We start from the raw sequence: 18,962 nt of genomic DNA on the forward strand, positions 1-18,962 counted from the left end.
GCAGACTTATTCGCTGCCGGAGTCGGGCGGCGGCAGCATTTCGGCCGGCGCGAGCCAGCGGAACGACGCCAGCTCTTCGCCCTTGAAGGTGCACTCGACCGCGGCGGCCTTCTCGATCTTCTTCGGCTTCTTCGATGTCGATGCTGAAGCGGCTGCCGAAGCCGCAACCGCCGCCGATGCCGCCACAGGGGGGCTCTCGATCGTCCCCTCGACGACGACGCGCTCGCCCCGGATCGCGATACCCGCATGCGAGATGGAGAGCTTGTCGGCCGGTGACTTCTCGGCGAGCCTGCTGCGCATTTGCTGCTCGCACGCGCTGGGGTTCTTATAGAGCGCACAGCCCGTCATCAGGACGGGCGCAACGCCAAGGCACGCGAGCAGCACATTCCGGGTCTTCATCGATATTCCGTGTTTTAGGGCGGCGGTCATTGTAGCTTAGCGGCCGCCCTCCCTAGCACGAGGAAACCGTGGGACATCGCGCCGAATCTCACCGCGCGACCGGCTCGACCTCCTTCAGCCGGTTGGCGACCCGCACCGCTTCGAAGTAAGCCGGATTCGGCGGCCGTTTCAGATAGCGACCCGCGCCCCGCTGCGCGCGCAGGTCGCCGTCGGCCCAGGCCAGATGGCCGCGCGTAATCGTGTGCGTCGCGACGCCCTTCACTGTCATCCCCTCGAACACGTTGAAATCCACGTTCTGGTGGTGGGTCGCGACCGAGATCGTCTTCGTGGCCTGCGGGTCCCAGACGACGAGATCGGCATCCGCGCCCACGGCGACCGCGCCCTTCCTCGGGTACAGGTTGAAGATCTGTGCGGCGTTCGTCGACGTGACACGCACGAACTCGTTCGGCGTCAGGCGTCCAGTGTTCACGCCGTGATGCCAGAGCACCGACATGCGGTCCTCGACGCCGCCGCAGCCGTTCGGGATCTTCGTGAAGTCCTCGCGCCCCATCGCCTTCTGCGAGGCGCAGAAGACGCAGTGATCGGTAGCCGTCGTGTGCAGGTGCCCGGCTTGCAACCCGTGCCAGAGCGCGTCGCGGTGCTGCTGCGTACGGAACGGGGGGCTCATCACGTGAGCCGCGGCGCGCCCCCAGTCGGTATCGCGGTACACCGATTCGTCGATCACGAGGTGGCCGGCAAGCACTTCGCCGAACACGCGCTGCCCTTCGCTGCGCGCGCGGATGATGGCGTCGAGCGCGTCCTTCGCCGATACATGCACGATATACACGGGCACGCCCAGCACCTGCGCGATGCGGATCGCGCGATTGGCCGCCTCGCCCTCCACCTCCGGCGGACGCGACAGCGGGTGCGCCTCGGGTCCGGTGAAGCCGCGCGCGAGCAGCTCGCGCTGCAGGCGGAACACGAGCTCGCCGTTCTCGGCGTGCACGGTCGGCAGCGCACCGAGCTCGAGCGCGCGCATGAAGCTGTTCACGAGCACTTCGTCGTCGGCCATGATCGCGTTCTTGTAGGCCATGAAATGCTTGAAGCTCGATACGCCATGCTCGTGCACGAGCGTGCCCATGTCGCGATGAACCGACTCGTCCCACCAGGTGACCGCGACGTGGAAGCCGTAGTCGGCGGCGGCCTTCTCTGCCCAGCCGCGCCATTCCTCGAACGCGCTCATGAGCGGCTGCTTCGGGCTCGGGATCACGAAATCGATGATGCTCGTCGTGCCGCCCGACAACCCTGCCGCGGTGCCGGTGTAGAAGTCGTCGCTCGCGGTCGTGCCCATGAAGGGCAGCTCCATGTGCGTGTGCGGATCGATGCCGCCCGGCATCACGTACTGGCCGCCCGCGTCGATCACGGTCGCCCCGGCTGGCGCTTCGAGGTCCGCGCCGATCTGCGCGATGGCGCCGCCCGACGCGCTGTCGTTGCACAGCACGTCGGCGCGATAGGTCTCGTTGGCGTCGATCACCGTACCGCCGCGTATCAGGATTGCCATGCTGTGTCTCCTTCGTTCGTTGGATGTTCAATCGATGCAGACGCAAACGCGCCGCGCTACGCCCGCGCGACGCGCGGACTAGCGCTCTTGCCTAGCTTCATCCACACGCCGTAGACGAGCGCCGCGATGACTAGCCCCACGAACCACGCATACGTATAGAGGCTCTTGAACGCATCGGGCACGTTCGGGAACGCGGCAGGGAACGCGGTATTCAGGAAACCCGGCAGATTCGGCAGCACGCCGGCCGCGAGCGCGACAACCGCCGCGATGTTCCAGCCGCCCGTATACGCGTACTCGCCGTTCTCGTCGAACAGCTCCGCATGATCGAGCCGCGTGCCGCGCACGAGGAAGTAGTCGACCATCATGATCCCCGCCACCGGGCCCAGCAACGCCGAGTAGCCGACGAGCCACGTGAAGATGTAGCCCTGCGTCGTCGCGAGGATCTTCCACGGCATCATCACGATCGCGATCGTCGCGGTGATGAGGCCGCCCGTCTTGTACGAAATGCCCTTCGGCCACAGGCTCGAAAAATCGTAGGCGGGGCCGACCAAGTTCGCGGCGAGGTTGCAGCACATCGTGTCGAGCGTGAGGATCACGAGCGCGATGCCGACGCCGATGCCCGTCATTCGGCTCGTCAGGTCGATCGGGTCCCAGATCGCCTTGCCGTAGATCACCACGGTCGCCGAGGTCACCACCACCGAGATCACCGAGAGCAGCGCCATCGGCAGCGGCAGGCCAATCGCCTGCCCGGTCATCTGGTCGCGCTGAGTCTTCGCGAAGCGCGTGAAGTCGGGGATGTTGAGCGCGAGCGTCGCCCAGAAGCCGACCATTGCGGTCAGGCTCGGCCAGAACGTCGCCCAGAAGAGGCCCGCCTTCTTGCCGCCCGCGACGAACTGAGACGGCGTCGAGAGCATCGAGCCCACGCCGCCCGCCTTCGAGGTCGCCCACCAGACGAGCACAACGCACATCACGACCTTGATCGGCGCGGACCAGCTTTCGAGCCAGCGGATCGAATCGGTGCCGTTGACGATGAAGTAGATCTGGATGCCCCAGAAGAACAGGAAGCACGCGGCCTGTCCCGCCGAGATGCCGATCACGGCGAGCGGCGCGCCTTGCAGCGCGTTGCCGGTGAGGATGTTCAGGAGCGTGTAGATCGCGCTGCCGCCGAGCCAGGTCTGGATCCCGTACCAGCCGCACGCGACGATCGCGCGCAACAGCGCAGGCAGCTTCGCGCCCTGCGTGCCGAACGATGAGCGCACCAGCACCGCGTAGGGAATGCCGTGCTTTGCGCCCGCGTGGCCGATCAGGAGCATCGGCACGAGCACGATCGTGTTGCCGAGCAGCACCGTCAGCACCGCCTGCCATGGCGACATGCCCTGCTCGGTCAGCCCCGCGGCGAGCATGTACGACGCGATGTTCATCACCATGCCGACCCACAGCGCCGCGAAGTGATACCACTTCCAGGTGCGCTGCGCGTGGCCCGTCGGCGCGAGGTCGTCGTTGTAGAGCGTGCTGCCTGACACGCCCGATTGCGTCAGTGTTTCGCTGGTTCCGGCAGGTTGGTTCATTGACGGTTCTCCAATTGTCGATGTCGTCGTTAGTCGTTAGCGTTGATAGGCTGGCGCGCCGGGTTGTTCGGATGCGCCGTCCAGTTCGCGTATTCCCCGCTGTCGACGCGCTCCATCGTGATGCACTCCTCGACCGGGCACACGTGCATGCATAAATTGCACCCGACGCAGTTCTCGTCGATCACCTCGAAGCGCCGCACGCCGTCTTTTTCTCGCGTAATCGCCTGATGCGACGTGTCCTCGCAGGCGATGTGGCAGAGCCCGCACTGGATGCAGCGGTCCTGGTCGATGCGCGCCTTGATGTCGTACTTGAGGTTCAGGTACTTCCAGTCGGTGACGTTCGGCACCGCGCGGCCGCGAAAGTCGTCGAGCGTCGCGTAGCCCTTCTCGTCCATCCAGTTCGCGAGACCGTCCGCGAGGTCCGAGACGATCCTGAAGCCGTAGTGCATCGCCGCCGTGCAGACCTGCACGCTGCCGGCGCCGAGCACCATGAACTCGGCCGCGTCGCGCCAGGTCGTGATGCCGCCGATGCCGGAGATCGGCAGCCCGGGCGTTTGCTCATCGCGCGCGATCTCGGCGACCATGTTCAGCGCGATCGGCTTGACCGCCGGCCCGCAGTAGCCGCCGTGCGTGCCCTTGCCGTCGACGGTGGGTATCGGCGCCATCTGGTCGAGATCGACCGCGACGATCGAGTTGATCGTGTTGATCAGCGAGACGCCGTCCGCGCCGCCCTTGTAGGCGGCGCGCGAGCCTAAGCGGATGTCGGTGATGTTCGGCGTGAGCTTCACGAGGCACGGCAGGCGCGTGCCCTCCTTCACCCAGCGCGTGACCATCTCGATGTACTCGGGCACCTGGCCTACCGCCGAGCCCATGCCCCGCTCGCTCATCCCGTGCGGGCAGCCGAAGTTCAGCTCGACCGCATCGGCGCCCGTGTCTTCGACTTGCGGGAGGATCCATTTCCAGTCGCGCTCGTTGCAAGGCACCATCAGCGAGACGATCAATGCGCGGTCGGGCCAGTCGCGCTTCACTTGCGCGATCTCGCGCAGGTTGACGTCGAGCGGACGGTCGGTGATCAGCTCGATGTTGTTCAGGCCCGCGATGCGCTGGCCGTTCCATTGCACCGCGCCGTAGCGCGAGCTGACGTTGACGACGTGGGGATCGAGCCCGAGCGTCTTCCAGACCACACCGCCCCAACCCGCCTCGAACGCGCGGTTGACGTTGTAGGCCTTGTCGGTCGGCGGCGCGGAGGCGAGCCAGAAGGGGTTCGGCGACGTGATGCCGGCTATCGTGCAGCGAAGATCGGCCATGTTCGGCTCCGTGGGGATGTGTCGTTTTCCTGGCGTGCGCGCCAGCTGCGGGTGCGCAATGCGGCGTCGCGCTCAGGCCGCGCACGCAGCCGTTCGCGCGAACATGCGATCGATCGAGGCCGCCGCGAGCTTGCCGTCCTGCACCGACTGCACGGTCAAATCGAGCCCGGTCGCGGCGCAATCGCCGCCGGCCCAGACGTCGGCGAGCGAGGTGCGGCATTCGCCGTCGACCGCGATACGTGCGCCGTCGAGCCCCAGGATCTCTCGATCGATACCGGCAGCAACGAGCGTCTGTCCGATCGCCTTGAGCACCATGTCGGCTTCGATCACGAAGCATTCGCCCGTGCCGGCGATGCGCCCATCCGCGTCTTCACGCGTCCATTCGAATTCGACGCCCGTGACGCGCTTGCCGTCGCCGAGCACGCGCACCGGCCGCGCGTTGAGGACTAGCGAGACGCCCTGTGTCTGCGCGAACTCGCGCTCGGCCCAGGTCGCGCTCATCGCCTGAACGCCGCGCCGGTATGCCATCGTCACGCTCTGCGCGCCGAGCTTTTTGCTCTGCACGGCGGCATCGACGGCGGTATTGCCACCGCCGATCACGACCACCCGGCGGCCTACGGGCAAGGTCGAGAGATCGGTCGACTGGCGCAGCCGCGCGATGAAGTCGACCGCATCGAGCACGCCCTCCAGCGTTTCGCCTTCGACGCCGAGCGCTTTCACGCCCGCGAGCCCGATGGCGAGAAACACCGCGTCGTGCTGCTGGCGCAACTCGGCGAGGCTCACGTCGCGGCCCATGACGACGCCCGTGCGCAGTTCGATGCCGCCCACCGACAGCAGCCATTCGACTTCGCGTCGAGCGAAGTCGTCGACGGTCTTGTAGGCCGCGATGCCGAACTCGTTGAGACCGCCGCCCTTCTCATGCGCGTCGAACAGTGTCACGCGATGCCCCGCCAACGCGAGACGATGCGCGCACGCAAGCCCCGCCGGCCCCGCGCCGACCACGGCGACATGCCGCCCGCTATCCGCCGCGCGCTTGAACAGCGCCTCGCCGCGCGCCATCGCCCAATCGGTCGCATGCCGCTGCAATGCGCCGATCGTCACCGGCTTGCCGTCCTGATGGTTGCGCACGCAAGCGCCTTCGCACAGGATCTCGGTCGGGCACACGCGCGCGCACATTCCGCCGAGCGGATTCGCCGAGAGGATGTCGAGCGCCGCGCCCTTCAGGTTGCCGTTGCCGATCTTGCGGATAAAGCTCGGGATATCGATTTGCGTCGGGCAGGCCTGCACGCAAGGCGCGTCGTAGCAGTAGTGGCAGCGGCTCGCGGCGATCGCGGCAGCGCCGGGGTCGAGCAGCGGCGCGATGTCGGCGAACTGGCAGGCCAGTTGCCCGGCGTCGAGACGGCCAGCGGCGATATCGCCGGTTTCCTTCATGGTCATGCGCGCTCCTACACGAAAAAGGACCAACGGCGTCCGCCGGCTTCGCAGGCGCGAAACCGGAAACAAGGTCTGATTCAACGTTCTGAATACGCCTGGAACTAGCGGTTAAATCGTTCAACACCATGTCGGCCGCTTGGATCAAGCGGCCGACGAACGCTCATGAAACCGGCTCGCACGCACGTTCCAGCATCGCGTGCAGCAACACGTTCGCGCCGGCCTCGATCCACTCGGGCGTCGCGTCCTCGATCTCGTTGTGGCTGATGCCGTCGACGCACGGCACGAACACCATCGACGTCGGCGCGACCTGCGCCAGATAGCAGGCGTCGTGGCCCGCGCCCGAGACGATGTCGCGGCTCGCATAGCCGAAGCGCTCAGCGGCGCGCCGCACCGACTTCACGCACGCCGCGTCGAACGCAATGGGCGCGTAATAGAAGATCTGGTCGAGCTGTGTTTGCAGGCCGATCTCATCCGCGATGCGCGCGATGCCCTTGCGCAAGTCGATGTCCATCTGCGCCAGCACCGCATCGTCGGGATGACGGAAATCGACCGTGAAGAACACGCGCCCGGGAATCACGTTGCGCGAGTTCGGATGCACCTGCATCATGCCGACCGTCGCGCACGCGAACGGCGCGTGATCGAGCCCGATGCGGTTCACGAGATCGACGACGCGCGCCGCTCCCAGCAGCGCGTCGCGGCGGCGCGGCATCGGCGTCGGGCCCGCGTGGGCCTCCTGGCCCGTCAGCACGACTTCGTACCAGCGCTGGCCTTGCGCGTCGGTGACCACGCCGATCGTCTTCTTCTCCGCTTCGAGAATCGGCCCTTGCTCGATATGCAGCTCGAACGCGGCGTGGATCGGACGGCCGCCGCACGGCACGTCGCCCGCGTAGCCGATGCGCTTCAACTCTTCGCCGATTGTCTTGCCGTCGACGTCCTTGCGCGAGAGGCCGTATTCGAGCGTGAAGACACCCGCGAACACGCCCGAAGCCACCATCGCCGGCGCAAAGCGCGAGCCCTCTTCGTTGGTCCAGATCACGACTTCGACGGGATGCTCGGTCTCGATGCCGTGATCGTTGAGGCTGCGGATCACTTCGAGCCCGCCCAGCACGCCGTAGATGCCGTCGAAACGTCCGCCCGTCGGCTGCGAATCGGCGTGCGAGCCGGTCATCACGGGCGCGGCTTCGCGGTGACGGCCGGCGCGCCGCATGAACACGTTGCCCATCTGATCGACCGAGACCGTGCAGCCGGCTTCCTTCGCCCAGCTCACGATCAGGTCACGGCCTTCGCGGTCGAGATCGGTCAGCGCGAGGCGGCAAACGCCGCCTTTAGGTGTCGCGCCGATCTTTGCCATCCTCATGAGGCTGTCCCACAGACGCTGGCCGTTCACCTTGATCTGCGCCTCCACACCTTGCTCCGTCACTGCGCTCATCTGCCTCTCTCCTTTTATCCTTACGGAAGGTCCTTCCCGAAGCATGGCGGATTGGCTCCGCCTGTCCGTCATGTGGCGCACGCTGCGTGCGCCGGGCATGTGCACGCCGAACGCCCGCACGTCGGGTTTTGGGGCGTTTCGCCCAGCGCCGGTGCACGCGCCGGGCGCCGTGGCCAGCGCCCGTTTCCGGCTTCTCCAATCCTGTCCGATTGGACAGGTTGTAGACCATACTTCTCGATATTTCAATGCGTTCCAACCCAGCGAAAAGCATGCCATTGCGCTGCAGCAGAGCCGGGCGCCGCGTGCGGCATGCCTCTCGCGGGCAGCGATATTGCGACTACAATGAGCCGCGACGCGGCAGGCAAGCCAAACGAGGCCGATAATGAAGATCGATGAAACGCGTGCAGTCGACCGCGAACCCGAAGCGGCGGCAAAGCCGATGCGGCGCCGCAAGGCGGACATTCGTCACACCAATGAAGCGCACTTGCTCGCCTGTGCGGAGGCGGTCTTCGCCGAACGCGGGCTCGAGGGTGCGAGCACCGCCATGATCGCGGAGCGCGCCGGCCTGCCGAAGGCCAACCTCCACTACTACTTCCCGACCAAGCTCGATCTCTATCGCCGCGTGCTCGACGACGTCTTCGAGGAATGGCATCGCGCCGCCGACACGTTCGAATGCAGCGACGACCCGGTGGAGGCGATCGGCGGCTACGTGCGCGCGAAGATGGCGCTCTCGCGGCGTCGTCCGCTCGGCTCGAAGGTGTGGGCGAGCGAGATCATCCAGGGCGCGACGCACATGCAGGACATCTTGTCCGAGCGCGTGAAGCCGTGGATGGAATCGCGCGTCGCGGTGGTCAACGAATGGGTCGCGCGGGGGCTCTTGGCGCCGATCGATGCACGCACGCTGCTCTACATGATCTGGGCCGTCACGCAGCACTACGCGGATTTCGATGCGCAGATCCAGGCGCTGGCGGGCAAGCGCGCGCTGTCGAAGAAGGCGTTCGATGCGGCGACCGAGGAAGTCGTCGCGCTGATCATCCGGGCTTGCGGAGCGAAGTCGCCCGGCGACGCCTGATTCAGCCCCTCCGCTTCACGCCCCCAGCCTCTTCGCCAACTGCTCGCGCAAGAACTGCGTGAACGCGCGGATCGTCACCGAACTCTGGCGATGCTGGGGATACACGGCATAGACCGTGATCGACGACAGCGCATAGTCCTGCAGCACTTCGACGAGCCTGCCGCTCGCGAGCGCCTCGGCGACGATGAATTCCGGCAGCAGCGCAATGCCGAGCCCCGCGGCGGCGGCGTCGCGGATCATCTCGCCGTTGTTGGCGTGCAGCGGCCCGCGCACGTCGAACAGCTGGCGCTCGCCGCCGACGACGAACTCCCATCCCGTGCGGCCTTCCTGTCCATACAGCAGGCACGCGTGGCGCTCCAGCTCGGCGGGCGTCGCGGGCGCGCGCCGCCTGCGCTTATAGCCGGGGCTGCAGCACGCGATCATCCTGGCGTCAGCGAGCTTTTGCGCGACGAGTGTCGAATCGGCGAGCGTGCCGATCCGCACCGCCATGTCGAACCCCTCGCCGACCACGTCGGCGATCCGGTCCGACAGCTCCACGTCGAAGCGCACGTCCGGATGCGCGCGCAGGAACTCGGCGACGAGCGGCGAGAGGTGGATCACGCCGAACGACATCGGCACGCTCACGCGCAAGAGGCCGCGCGGCTCGGCGCGCTGCGCCGACATCGCCTGCTCGGCGTCGGACACCTCCGCGAGAATGCGCCGCGCGCGAGCGTAGAACTCATAGCCGAGATCGGTCACCGCGAGCTTGCGCGTATTGCGCACCAACAGGCGTGCACCGAGGCTCTCCTCGAGCGCCGCCACGCGCCTGCTGACGAACTGCTTCGACAGCTGCAGGCGGTTCGCCGCCGCCGTGAAGCTGTGTGCATCGACGGTCGCGACGAAGATCCGCATGTCTTCCAGTTGCATGGTTGGGCCCGCTCGATTGTCAACTTGAATGAGACATTGATTCTCTTGATGGCGTGATTATATGTCCGTTGATTGACCTACACTTTCGTCAACGCATCAGGGCAGCGTTCTGACCGATGCCCTTCCCCAACGACGGAGGTTTCCATGATCGAAGTCCGACACGCCGACCAACGCGGCCACGCCGAGCATGGCTGGCTCAGCTCGCGCCACACGTTCTCGTTCGCCAACTACTACGATCCGAAGCAAATCGGCTTTTCCGACCTGCTCGTCATCAACGACGATCGCGTCGCGCCCGGCCGCGGCTTCGGCAAGCACCCGCATCGCGACATGGAGATCTTCTCCTACGTCCTGGAAGGCGCGCTCGAGCACAAGGATTCGATGGGCACGGGTTCCGTCATCGTGCCCGGCGACGTGCAGCTGATGAGCGCGGGCACCGGCGTCGCGCACAGCGAGTACAACCATTCGGCGAACGAGCCCGTGCATTTCCTGCAGATCTGGATCGTGCCGTCGGAGAAAGGCGCGACGCCTCGCTATCAGCAGCAGAACTACTCCGCTGCGGACAAGCGCGGGACGCTCAAGCTCGTGCTGTCGCCGGAAGGCGAGGATGGCTCGCTTGCGCTGCGGCAAGACGCTCGCGTGTATGCCGGGCTCTTCGACGGGAACGAAAGCGCGCGGCTGCCGTTGCAAGCCGGACGGTACGCGTATGTGCATGTCGCGCGCGGCTCGGTCGTCGTGAACGGCGTGCGCCTGAACGAAGGCGACGGCGCGCGCGTGCGCAACGAGGACTTGCTGACGTTCAGCGAAGGGCGCGATGCCGAAGTGCTCGCCTTCGATCTGCGCGGCAACGAGCTCTCGGACATGTTCGCCTGAGCGAAGCCCGTCCCTCCCCAGATCTCACTGTTTTTTGAAGTTTTGACGGCGCTACGTCCGAGGCGTGGCGCCGTCAACGCGTCCCGCGGTCGCAAGCATTACGCCGCTGATCACGACGATGCCGGTCAGGATGCCGGCGAGCCGCAGCAGCGCGGGCTTCGGGTCGGCCGACCAGTGATGGTCCTGCACGAACACCATGATGAACGCGATCGTGAACTGACGCCCCACGTAGCTCGCCCCCTCCTTGCCGGTCTGCAGATGACACCCCGCCCAAACGCCGAGCACGAGCGCGATCATGCAAGGGATGGTCTCGCCGCGCAGAAGCGGCAGCAACGCGACGGCGATGACGCCCGCCAGCAGGCAGCCTACGAAGCGCTGGATCATTTTCTCGAGCACGGGCCGGGTCGTATCGTCGGCGATCGACGCGGCCGGCAGCGCCACCACGGCGATCGTCGTCACCATCGCCTGCGCGAAGCCCGGCAGGTCTAGCACGTAGGCAAGCGCCGCAAGTATCGCGACCGATACGCCCGCCTGCATCGCCAGGCGCTTGCGCGCGGCCTGGAACGACGGCGGATCGAGCGTGACGACGGGAGCGGAGCCCAACGCAGAAGGCGCGGCGGGTGAAGGCGAAGGCGCCGCGGTTTCCTCGGCCGCCGGCGCCGGCCGGAACTTGCCGCGCACTGCCTGCGCCACGCGAGCCAGCCAAGCGCGGTGCACCGCCCAGGACACGCCCCATCCCTGCTCCCGCCACTTGATCCCGCGATGCACGCCGCCGAGATGAAACATCGCCGACACCGCCACGCACGCCAGCGTCCCGACGATCACCTCGATCACGCGCAAGGCCGCGAACGCCGCGCTCGCCTTCATCGTGACGAGGATGTGCGCCTGGAACGCGACCATCAGCGCCGTGATCGCGCCGAGTATCCACGCGTAGCTCGCCTGCGAACCGATCGCCCGATAGACGCACGCGCCGCCGAACACACCGAGCACCGGCACGAAGAGCCACGGCAGGCCGCCGGTCCAGGTCCCCGCGAGCGCGCCAACGAGCGCGCCGAGCACGGTACCGAGGACGCGATGAAAGCCGCGCAGCACGGAGCCGGCGAGCGAGCTTTGCATCACCGTGTAGCCGGTGATCGCCGCCCACCACGTATTCGAGAGATGCAGCGCATGCGCGGCGAGCACCGCGAGCGCGACCGAGCACGTGACCTTGGCCGCGAACGCCACGCGCTCCCGCGACGCCCGCCATGCAGCCAGTTCGCGCGCAAGCGCCAGCGCGGCGTCGCGCGACACCTCGACGGCATGCGCGACGAAAGGCTCGGCCCAGCCCAACTCAGCCCCGCTCCATCCGATACACGGCGATCCCCTCCATCGGATCGGGCTCCTCGCGCCAGGGCGCGCGCTGGAGCATGCGCACCGTGTCGTCATAGCCGACCGCCCAGCGGCGCTCGATGCCGTTCGCCGAAAAGTCGATGTCCTTGTGCAGATCGTCGCCTCCGAAACACGGCGCGTCGAGCTCGATCACGCGCATCGTCGTGCCGCAGCCCCACGCGAGCAGTTCCTGGACCGCCGGAGAATCGCGCTCCGCGTCGGAAATATGGCTCGCCAGCTCGCGAATCACGTGACGCAGCCGGTGGATCTGCCGCTGCCGCTCGAGGTGGCTCTCGGCGCGGCTCGAGTACTGGATGTCGCGCTGCCGCCCCATCGCCTGCCAGATCGACACCGGCTCGGGCCCGTTGGAGGGCCACAGCTGCACCGCGAAGATCACCGAGCTGCGGCGCGGATGATCGTCGAGCACCGCTTCGAGCGGCGTGTTCGAGTAGATGCCGCCGTCCCAGTACGTCTCGCCGTCGACGCGCACCGACGGAAAGCCCGGCGGAAACGCCGCCGACGCCATCACGTGATCGACCGAAAACGCCGCGTCGCGATTCGTGAAGTAGCGCATCCGGCCGCCCGCCACGCTGACCGCGCCGACCGTCAGCCGGATCGCCTTCTCCTTGGCGTTCAGGTAGTCGAAGTCGACGAGCGAGGCGAGCGTCTCGCGCAGCGGCTCGGTCGAATAGAACGCGGCCTTGTCGAGCCCGACCGGCGTATGCAGCCCAAGCCAGGCTTCCGGGCGCGGCGTGAAAAACGGCGCAATGCCTCGCGTCATGATCGCGACATTGCGCAGCCAGTCGTCCCAGTACGGGAGCCAGCCGCCCGTCGCGCTGCCGGGATAGGCGACGCGATGCCAGAATTGCTTGAGCCGCGCGAGCCGTTGCTCGCGTGGATTGCCGGCTACGATTGCGCCGTTGATTGCTCCGATCGACGTGCCGATCACCCAGTCCGGCTCGATGCCTGCGTCGTGCAGCGCTTCATAGACGCCCGCCTGATACGCGCCCAGCGCCCCGCCGCCTTGCAGCACGAACACGATCTGCCCAGGGATGTCGGCGCACGCCGACGAGTCCGGCTCGTCCTTTCGTTCCTGCCGTGGTTCCTTCGTGCCGCTGGGTGCGTCTTGCGTCATGAGCGCCTCCGTCGATGCGTGAAGAAGTCATGCGGATGTCCCGCGCCGGGCTGTCTGCATGCGGCCCCGGCGAACCACCGGCTCGCGAGACGTCGCACGCATAGCATAGATCAGACGCGGTACCATTTACGCGATGTCCGCACCCGCATCTATCCGCATCTATCTCAACCCAGCAGCCCTTTCGGAGACGTGATCATGGAATCGACCAATCCCAACAACCTGTTCAACGAGTACGCAAAGATGATCGAGCAGTTCAAGCTGCCCGGCATCGACGTCTCCTCCGTCATGGAGTCGCAGCGCAAGGACATCGAGGCCCTGGCGGCCGCCAACGCGACGGCGCTCTCCGGAATCCAGGCGCTCGGCCGCAAGCAGGCCGAAATCCTGCAATCGACGATGTCCCAGGTCCAGTCGCTCGTCACGCAACTGGCGCAATCGGGCGCCACGCCGCAGGCAGGCGCGGGCGAGCTGGTTCAGCAGGCGCTGCATAAGGCCCTGGCCGACATGCAGGAGCTCGCCGATACGGCCTACAGGACGCAGTCCGACAGCTTTGCCGTGGTGAGCAAGCGCGTGTCGGAGCATGTCGAGGAATTGAAGGCGCTCTTGCAGGCCAAGAAGCCCTGACCCGCCATGCGGCGCCCCTCCCCACCGCGGCAACCGCCGAAGCCGAGCAAACGCCGGCGCAGGATGGTATGACGATTTGCCCCGCCGGATACGTCGGACACCGCCCGGTGTCCGACGCCGGCGCCGGCCCCTGCCACACTCGAGCGCAAGCGTGGCCTCTCGCACACTGTCGCGAGCCCGATGCGGCATAAGATTCCCGGGAAAAATCGAAAAAAAGCCCCGGGGAGCACGACCATGTTGACCGCTTTTTTCGTTGCCAGTCCGTTCGCGATTGCGCTGCTGTTCGTCTTCGCCAAGTTCGCAGACGCACGCACGGGAGCCGCGAAGCGCGACCTGTAGCAGCCTCGCGCTCGCGCGGCGTCATCGTGCACCGCACAAGCGGATCGATGGCTTGGAAGCACTGACTTTTGGCAACTGGCAACTAGGGGGATTCGTTGCTTGCCGCCCTCCGCAGGAGGCAAGATCAGCCGCACGACAGAGCTAGCAAGGTGGGCGAACTTGGGGCCTCGAAAAATGCGCGACATTTCCTACGAAGAACAAACCGTCATGTCATCCAACCCCCTCGCGCGATATGCGCATCGGACACGGATGGCCGTCGCGCTGGAGCTCGTGAACCACCATTGCCCCCAGCACGGGACCGTGGTCGACTTCGGCTCGGGGCCTGGCCTGCTGCTCCACCAGCTCGGCGAGCTGCGCCGCGACATCAGGCTCATCGGCTACGATCCCTACATGTCGCCCGTGCATCCGGAAGTGCGGTACGCCGATTCGATGCATATGATCGACGCCGCATCGGTCGATGTCCTGACGGCTTTCGAGGTCTGCGAACACCTGTACGCGCACGAGGTCGACCAACTGCTCGCCGACGCCGCACGCATCCTCAAGCCCGGCGCGCTCTTCATCATTTCGGTGCCGATCATGTACGGCTTCGCCACCCTTCCGAAGGTGCTGAACTGGATGATGCGCCGCCACACGCTGCACACCGAATACAGCCTCGGCGAAATCGCGATGTCGGTGGCCGGCGTGCGCGTGACGCGTCCCGACAATCCGCGCATCACCCACAAAGGGTTCGACTTCCGCGAGCTGCGCGACACCGTCACGGCCCGCTTCTCCGTGGAGCGCGTGCGCCACAGCCCGATTGCCTGGCTGCCATGGTGGATCAGTTCGCAATACTTCCTGATCCTCAAGAAAGCGCAGTAGATCCGCCGGCGTGATCGTGCCCGGCGCGAAGCGTATGATGGTCGATACTGCCTCACGTCATGGCAGTGGGCCTGGAGCAGGTGCTGAAGCACCAGCTCCAGGCAACCACAGCATGGGACCAGAGTAAGCGCTAAAGCGCTAACTCTGGTCGACACAGGAGCCCGTCATGAACAACATACTTCTGGGCTACGACGGATCGGAATCCGCCCGTCACGCAGCGAACTTCGCGGTGGATCTCGCCAGACGCTATGGCGCAAAGCTGTTTGTCCTGGTCGTTGCACGGGCGCCGGATTGGGGGGCGCTGGAATACGAGCGCAAGGACATGATCGAGCTGATGGTCAAGCATAGCGAGGAGATCCTCGTGGAAGTCAAGTCGCAGCTCGCCGGCCTCGATCTGCCGATGCAGTTCGAGCTGCTGGTCGGACAGCCGGCCAAGGAGCTCGTCCTCTACGCGGAACGGCATGCCATCGATCATCTCGTCGTCGGCCATCGCGGGCACACGATGTTCGACCGCTGGCTGATCGGCTCCGTGGCGCGGCAGGTGATCGCCTACGCGCCGTGCGCCGTGACCATCGTGCGCGACCGCTCCGCGGACAAAGGAATGCGCGTCAAGGCCGACAAGAGCGAGCAAAGCGAGACGCCGCTCGGTTGAACGATGGCGCGTGCGCCGGCAACCGCACGGATGGCGCTAGATCGATTGGTCTACCCTGGGCCGGACGCCCCCCATTTGGCAGACGGCCTGTTTTCGCCAATAATGGCCCAACATCCGTTACTGGACGAGGGCAACCATGGGTTACAGCCCCGCTGCCATCCGCACCGTCGCTCTGCTCGGGCACGCCGGTTGCGGCAAGACCTCGCTTGCCGAGGCGCTGCTCCATCAGGGCGGCGCGCTCCATGCCCCAGGCAGCGTCGAGCGCGGCACCACGGTCTGCGATTTCGACCCGCTCGAGCGCAAGTATCACCACTCGCTGAGCTCCGCCGTCACCCACCTCCACTACCGCGACACCCGCATCCATCTCCTCGACACCCCGGGCTACCCCGACTTCTCGGGACTGTCGATGAGCGCGCTATCGGCCGTCGAGACTGCCGCCATCGTCATCAACGCGCAGACCGGCATCGAAATGACGACGCGCCGCATGATGGCGTGGGCGGAGAAACGCAAGCTGTGCCGCATGATCGTGGTGAACGGCATCGACGGCGAGAAGGTCAACCTCCCCGCTCTGCTCGAACAGATCCAGGAGGCGTTCGGCAAGACCTGCCTGCCGATCAACCTGCCCGCGCAGCGTGGCAGCCAGGTCGTCGATTGCTTCTTCACCCCGGCCGGCGAGGCCGACTTTCTGTCGGTGGAAACCGCGCACAACCAGCTCGTCGACCAGGTCGTCGAGATCGATCCGGAACTGATGGAGCTCTACCTCGAGCAAGGCGAGGCGATCAGCCCGGAACAGTTGCACGAGCCGTTCGAGCGGGCGCTGCGCGAAGGCCATCTGATCCCGGTCTGCTTCACGTCGGCGGCCAGCGGCGCCGGCATCGCCGAATTGCTCGAAGTGTTCGTGCGGCTTCTGCCCAATCCGCTGGAGGGCAATCCGCCGCTCTTTTACCGCGATGCCGGCGGCGAGCGCGAAGTCGAAGCCGTCCACGCCGAGCCGGATGCCGGCAAGCACGTGCTCGCCCATGTCTTCAAGATCATCGTCGACCCGTACATCGGCAAGATGGCCGTGTTTCGCATCCACCAGGGCACGATCCGCCGCGACGGCCAGCTCTACATCGGGCTGGGGAGACAGCCGTTTCGCGTCGCGCACCTGATGATGCTCCAAGGCAAGGATCACGTGGATGTCGCCGAGGCCGGCCCCGGCGACATCTGCGCCACCGCCAAGGTCGACGAGATCGGCTTCGATTCCGTGCTGCACGATGCGCCCGAAGACGGCGACATCCACCTCACCCCGCTCGACTTTCCCACGCCGATCTACGGACTCGCGATCGAACCGGCGCGCCGCGGCAATGAGCAGCGTCTCTGGGAAATTCTTCAGAAGCTCGGCGCGGAAGATCCGTGCCTTCGCATCGAGCATCCGGTCGGCACCAATGAAACCGTCGTGCGCGGCTTGGGCGAGCTGCACCTGCGCCACATGCTCGAGCGGCTGGCCGATCAGTACAAACTCGAAGTGGTCACGAGGCCGCCGAAGATCGCCTATCGCGAGACCATCGGCGGCAAGGCCGAGGGGCATCACCGTCACAAGAAGCAGACCGGCGGCGCCGGGCAGTTCGGTGAAGTCATGCTGCGTGTGGAGCCTCTGCCGCGCGGCGCCGGGTTCCAGTTCGTCGACGCCGTCAAGGGCGGCGCCATCCCCGGTCAGTTCATTCCCGCCGTCGAGAAGGGCATTCTTCAGGTGATCGAGAGCGGACCGCTCGCGGGCTTTCCGATGCAGGACGTGCGCGTCACCGTGTTCGACGGCAAGAGCCACTCCGTCGACTCCAAGGAAGTCGCGTTCGTCACCGCCGGCCGCAAGGCCTTCATCGACGCAGTGCTCAAAGCGCAGCCGATCGTGCTCGAGCCGATCGTCGATATCGAAGTGATGACGCCGGAAGCGGCTATGGGCGACATCATCGGCGACCTGTCGTCAAAGCGCGGACAGGTGCATGGCACGCGCAATGTCGCAGGCAACGCCGTGGTCGTCGCGGGGCAGGTGCCGCTGTCGGAACTCAACGACTATCAATCGCGGCTGAACGCGATCGCCGGCGGACACGGCAACTACAGCATCCAGCTCAGTCACTACGATCCGGTGCCGCCTGCGCAGCAGGAAAAAATGGCGTCGCAGCATAAAAAACAGGGAGATGCCGCGACGTAGCGAACGTCAGGCGGACGGCGCAAGCGGCGCCGCCTGCGCCCCTCCCTTCTGCAACATCGTTTCATCCAAGGAACCGCTAATCAATAAACTCATCGCCGGCGTTTCCGAGGATCGTGGCGGCCCGACCGGCGGCAGGCCGTCAGAACAGGTGGCGAATGCCGATCTGCACGCCGTTTTCGCTTTGCCCGGCGCCCGGCGTCAGGAACGAGCCTGTCGTGATGCTCGCCCCCGCCATCTTGAACTGAGCCGTCCCGTCATTGACAAGTCGCGAGACCACGCCATACAGGCGCGTGCTCTTCGAAAGATCGTAGTTGACGATCGCGCTCCATTCGCGCGCGTTGTTGCCGAGCGACGAGCTGTCCTCGATCCACGCATAGCCGGCGCCCACGCTCAAGAACGGGCTGAACCGGAAATCCGCGGACAGCGAATAGGTGCTATGCCAATTGCCGGGCACGGTTCCGACCGGCCCCACCGACGGATCGTATTTGCCGGCGGGATTGCTCAACGCATTGCCGGTCGTGGACGAAATCACGTCGTTCGCGCGGAAATAACCGAAGTAGACCTTTCCACGACCGTAGTCGTAATTTCCCCCCGCCATGATTTCCTGCACGCGAACGGTGTTCGTCGAATTGGCCGCGTTCAGATATGCCGCGGCAAGATAGACGGGGCCCTGCGTGCTCTGCACACCGGCCTGGTAGACCGCGTTGCCCGCCAGCGTCCCGGTCTGCCCGCCGACCGAATAGTGGAGCTCCACCTGGGTGTTCGCCAGCTTCGGTGAGAGATAGCTGATGTCGTTGTCGACGCGAGCGAGCCAATTGGCGAAGTTGTTGAACCCGGAGCCGTACGTCGCGGCGCTGAATGCGTCCATGTTCCCCGACCACGCGAACATCGGCGTATTCTGGCGACCGAACCTGAACTCGCCGTAGGGCGCCGAAATGCCGACCCACGCTTGCCGGTCGAAGAAGCGATACGGGTTCTGCTGCTTGCCCGTTCCCGGATCGAATCCGCTCTCCAGGTCAAACGTCGTGCGGTAACCACCGCCCAGGTCTTCCGTGCCGCGCAGCCCCCAACGGCTGGTCATTTCGCCGTTATTCCCGAGGACGTATAGCGACGTGCTCTTGCCGCTGACCTTCGCCGACTGATAGCCGCCGAATACGTCGAGAACGCCGTACAAGGTCAACGACGATTGCGCGTTGGCCCATTGCGAAGCGGCCATGCCAACGCTTGTCATCATTAGTAGTGCTTTCATTTTAGGTTTCATTTTTTCCCACCT

16 protein-coding genes are annotated in these 18,962 nt (G+C 65.9%); 6 read left to right on the forward strand and 10 right to left on the reverse strand.

Annotation, left to right across the window (positions count from 1 at the left end; genetic code table 11):
* Positions 1-6: 6 nt before the first annotated feature.
* From FAZ69_RS27450 to FAZ69_RS27475, 6 genes are all read right to left on the reverse strand, one after another.
* Entirely contained in the window at positions 7-399 is a 393-nt protein-coding gene (locus FAZ69_RS27450) for a hypothetical protein (protein WP_136898243.1), read from the reverse strand.
* Between the two features lie 88 nt (positions 400-487).
* Positions 488-1,939 (reverse strand): dihydropyrimidinase, encoded by a 1,452-nt coding sequence (gene hydA, locus FAZ69_RS27455; RefSeq protein ID WP_136898244.1) that lies wholly within the window; start codon positions 1,937-1,939, stop codon positions 488-490.
* 56 nt (positions 1,940-1,995) lie between these two features.
* The gene (locus tag FAZ69_RS27460) at positions 1,996-3,507 is read right to left on the reverse strand and encodes an NCS1 family nucleobase:cation symporter-1 (RefSeq protein WP_136898245.1); all 1,512 of its coding nucleotides are present in this window, start codon (positions 3,505-3,507) and stop codon (positions 1,996-1,998) included.
* Between the two features lie 29 nt (positions 3,508-3,536).
* Positions 3,537-4,814, reverse strand: a complete 1,278-nt coding sequence (preA, locus tag FAZ69_RS27465; RefSeq protein WP_136898246.1) for an NAD-dependent dihydropyrimidine dehydrogenase subunit PreA — start codon at positions 4,812-4,814, stop codon at positions 3,537-3,539.
* A 72-nt stretch (positions 4,815-4,886) separates the two neighbouring features.
* Positions 4,887-6,251: an NAD(P)-dependent oxidoreductase gene (locus FAZ69_RS27470; RefSeq protein WP_136898247.1), complete on the reverse strand. Its 1,365-nt coding sequence runs from the start codon at positions 6,249-6,251 to the stop codon at positions 4,887-4,889.
* Positions 6,252-6,408: 157 nt separating this feature from the next.
* On the reverse strand, positions 6,409-7,677 hold the full coding sequence (locus FAZ69_RS27475) for a Zn-dependent hydrolase (protein WP_136898248.1): 1,269 nt from the start codon (positions 7,675-7,677) through the stop codon (positions 6,409-6,411).
* A gap of 382 nt (positions 7,678-8,059) precedes the next feature.
* Between FAZ69_RS27475 and FAZ69_RS27480 the strand changes: the two genes are divergently transcribed.
* Entirely contained in the window at positions 8,060-8,749 is a 690-nt protein-coding gene (locus tag FAZ69_RS27480; RefSeq protein WP_136898249.1) for a TetR/AcrR family transcriptional regulator, read from the forward strand.
* 15 nt (positions 8,750-8,764) lie between these two features.
* On the opposite strand, the gene FAZ69_RS27485 is transcribed toward FAZ69_RS27480, so the two are convergent.
* The gene (locus FAZ69_RS27485; protein ID WP_136898250.1) at positions 8,765-9,655 is read right to left on the reverse strand and encodes a LysR family transcriptional regulator; all 891 of its coding nucleotides are present in this window, start codon (positions 9,653-9,655) and stop codon (positions 8,765-8,767) included.
* Positions 9,656-9,799: 144 nt separating this feature from the next.
* Here FAZ69_RS27485 and FAZ69_RS27490 point away from each other — a divergent pair, with 144 nt between their 5' ends.
* Complete coding sequence (locus FAZ69_RS27490; protein ID WP_136898251.1) at positions 9,800-10,525, forward strand: pirin family protein; 726 nt, start codon at positions 9,800-9,802, stop codon at positions 10,523-10,525.
* A gap of 51 nt (positions 10,526-10,576) precedes the next feature.
* Here the strand turns inward: FAZ69_RS27490 and FAZ69_RS27495 are convergent, their stop codons facing one another.
* Positions 10,577-11,854, reverse strand: a complete 1,278-nt coding sequence (locus FAZ69_RS27495) for an FUSC family protein (protein WP_240702486.1) — start codon at positions 11,852-11,854, stop codon at positions 10,577-10,579.
* Position 11,855: 1 nt separating this feature from the next.
* Positions 11,856-13,028 carry a patatin-like phospholipase family protein gene (locus FAZ69_RS27500; RefSeq protein WP_136898253.1) on the reverse strand — a complete coding sequence of 391 codons (1,173 nt, stop codon included), beginning with the start codon at positions 13,026-13,028 and terminating at the stop codon, positions 11,856-11,858.
* A 195-nt stretch (positions 13,029-13,223) separates the two neighbouring features.
* Between FAZ69_RS27500 and FAZ69_RS27505 the strand changes: the two genes are divergently transcribed.
* From FAZ69_RS27505 to fusA, 4 genes are all read left to right on the forward strand, one after another.
* The gene (locus tag FAZ69_RS27505) at positions 13,224-13,649 is read left to right on the forward strand and encodes a phasin family protein (RefSeq protein ID WP_136898254.1); all 426 of its coding nucleotides are present in this window, start codon (positions 13,224-13,226) and stop codon (positions 13,647-13,649) included.
* Between the two features lie 546 nt (positions 13,650-14,195).
* Positions 14,196-14,846 (forward strand): class I SAM-dependent methyltransferase, encoded by a 651-nt coding sequence (locus tag FAZ69_RS27510; RefSeq protein ID WP_240702487.1) that lies wholly within the window; start codon positions 14,196-14,198, stop codon positions 14,844-14,846.
* Between the two features lie 166 nt (positions 14,847-15,012).
* Entirely contained in the window at positions 15,013-15,498 is a 486-nt protein-coding gene (locus FAZ69_RS27515) for a universal stress protein (protein ID WP_136898256.1), read from the forward strand.
* 136 nt (positions 15,499-15,634) lie between these two features.
* Positions 15,635-17,689: an elongation factor G gene (gene fusA / locus FAZ69_RS27520; protein ID WP_136898257.1), complete on the forward strand. Its 2,055-nt coding sequence runs from the start codon at positions 15,635-15,637 to the stop codon at positions 17,687-17,689.
* Positions 17,690-17,828: 139 nt separating this feature from the next.
* On the opposite strand, the gene FAZ69_RS27525 is transcribed toward fusA, so the two are convergent.
* On the reverse strand, positions 17,829-18,938 hold the full coding sequence (locus tag FAZ69_RS27525) for a porin (protein ID WP_169708776.1): 1,110 nt from the start codon (positions 18,936-18,938) through the stop codon (positions 17,829-17,831).
* Between the last annotated feature and the right edge of the window lie 24 nt (positions 18,939-18,962).

It is taken from the genome of Trinickia terrae (genome assembly GCF_005144415.1).
Classification (GTDB): Bacteria; Pseudomonadota; Gammaproteobacteria; order Burkholderiales; family Burkholderiaceae; genus Trinickia_A; species Trinickia_A terrae.

Coding starts and splice junctions, on each gene's coding strand:
- FAZ69_RS27450 (WP_136898243.1), bottom strand. CDS start 399: ATGAAGACCCGGAATGTGCTGCTCGCGTGCCTTGGCGTTGCGCCCGTC.
- hydA (WP_136898244.1), bottom strand. CDS start 1,939: ATGGCAATCCTGATACGCGGCGGTACGGTGATCGACGCCAACGAGACC.
- FAZ69_RS27460 (WP_136898245.1), bottom strand. CDS start 3,507: ATGAACCAACCTGCCGGAACCAGCGAAACACTGACGCAATCGGGCGTG.
- preA (WP_136898246.1), bottom strand. CDS start 4,814: ATGGCCGATCTTCGCTGCACGATAGCCGGCATCACGTCGCCGAACCCC.
- FAZ69_RS27470 (WP_136898247.1), bottom strand. CDS start 6,251: ATGACCATGAAGGAAACCGGCGATATCGCCGCTGGCCGTCTCGACGCC.
- FAZ69_RS27475 (WP_136898248.1), bottom strand. CDS start 7,677: ATGAGCGCAGTGACGGAGCAAGGTGTGGAGGCGCAGATCAAGGTGAAC.
- FAZ69_RS27480 (WP_136898249.1), top strand. CDS start 8,060: ATGAAGATCGATGAAACGCGTGCAGTCGACCGCGAACCCGAAGCGGCG.
- FAZ69_RS27485 (WP_136898250.1), bottom strand. CDS start 9,655: ATGCAACTGGAAGACATGCGGATCTTCGTCGCGACCGTCGATGCACAC.
- FAZ69_RS27490 (WP_136898251.1), top strand. CDS start 9,800: ATGATCGAAGTCCGACACGCCGACCAACGCGGCCACGCCGAGCATGGC.
- FAZ69_RS27500 (WP_136898253.1), bottom strand. CDS start 13,028: ATGACGCAAGACGCACCCAGCGGCACGAAGGAACCACGGCAGGAACGA.
- FAZ69_RS27505 (WP_136898254.1), top strand. CDS start 13,224: ATGGAATCGACCAATCCCAACAACCTGTTCAACGAGTACGCAAAGATG.
- FAZ69_RS27510 (WP_240702487.1), top strand. CDS start 14,196: ATGTCATCCAACCCCCTCGCGCGATATGCGCATCGGACACGGATGGCC.
- FAZ69_RS27515 (WP_136898256.1), top strand. CDS start 15,013: ATGAACAACATACTTCTGGGCTACGACGGATCGGAATCCGCCCGTCAC.
- fusA (WP_136898257.1), top strand. CDS start 15,635: ATGGGTTACAGCCCCGCTGCCATCCGCACCGTCGCTCTGCTCGGGCAC.
- FAZ69_RS27525 (WP_169708776.1), bottom strand. CDS start 18,938: ATGAAAGCACTACTAATGATGACAAGCGTTGGCATGGCCGCTTCGCAA.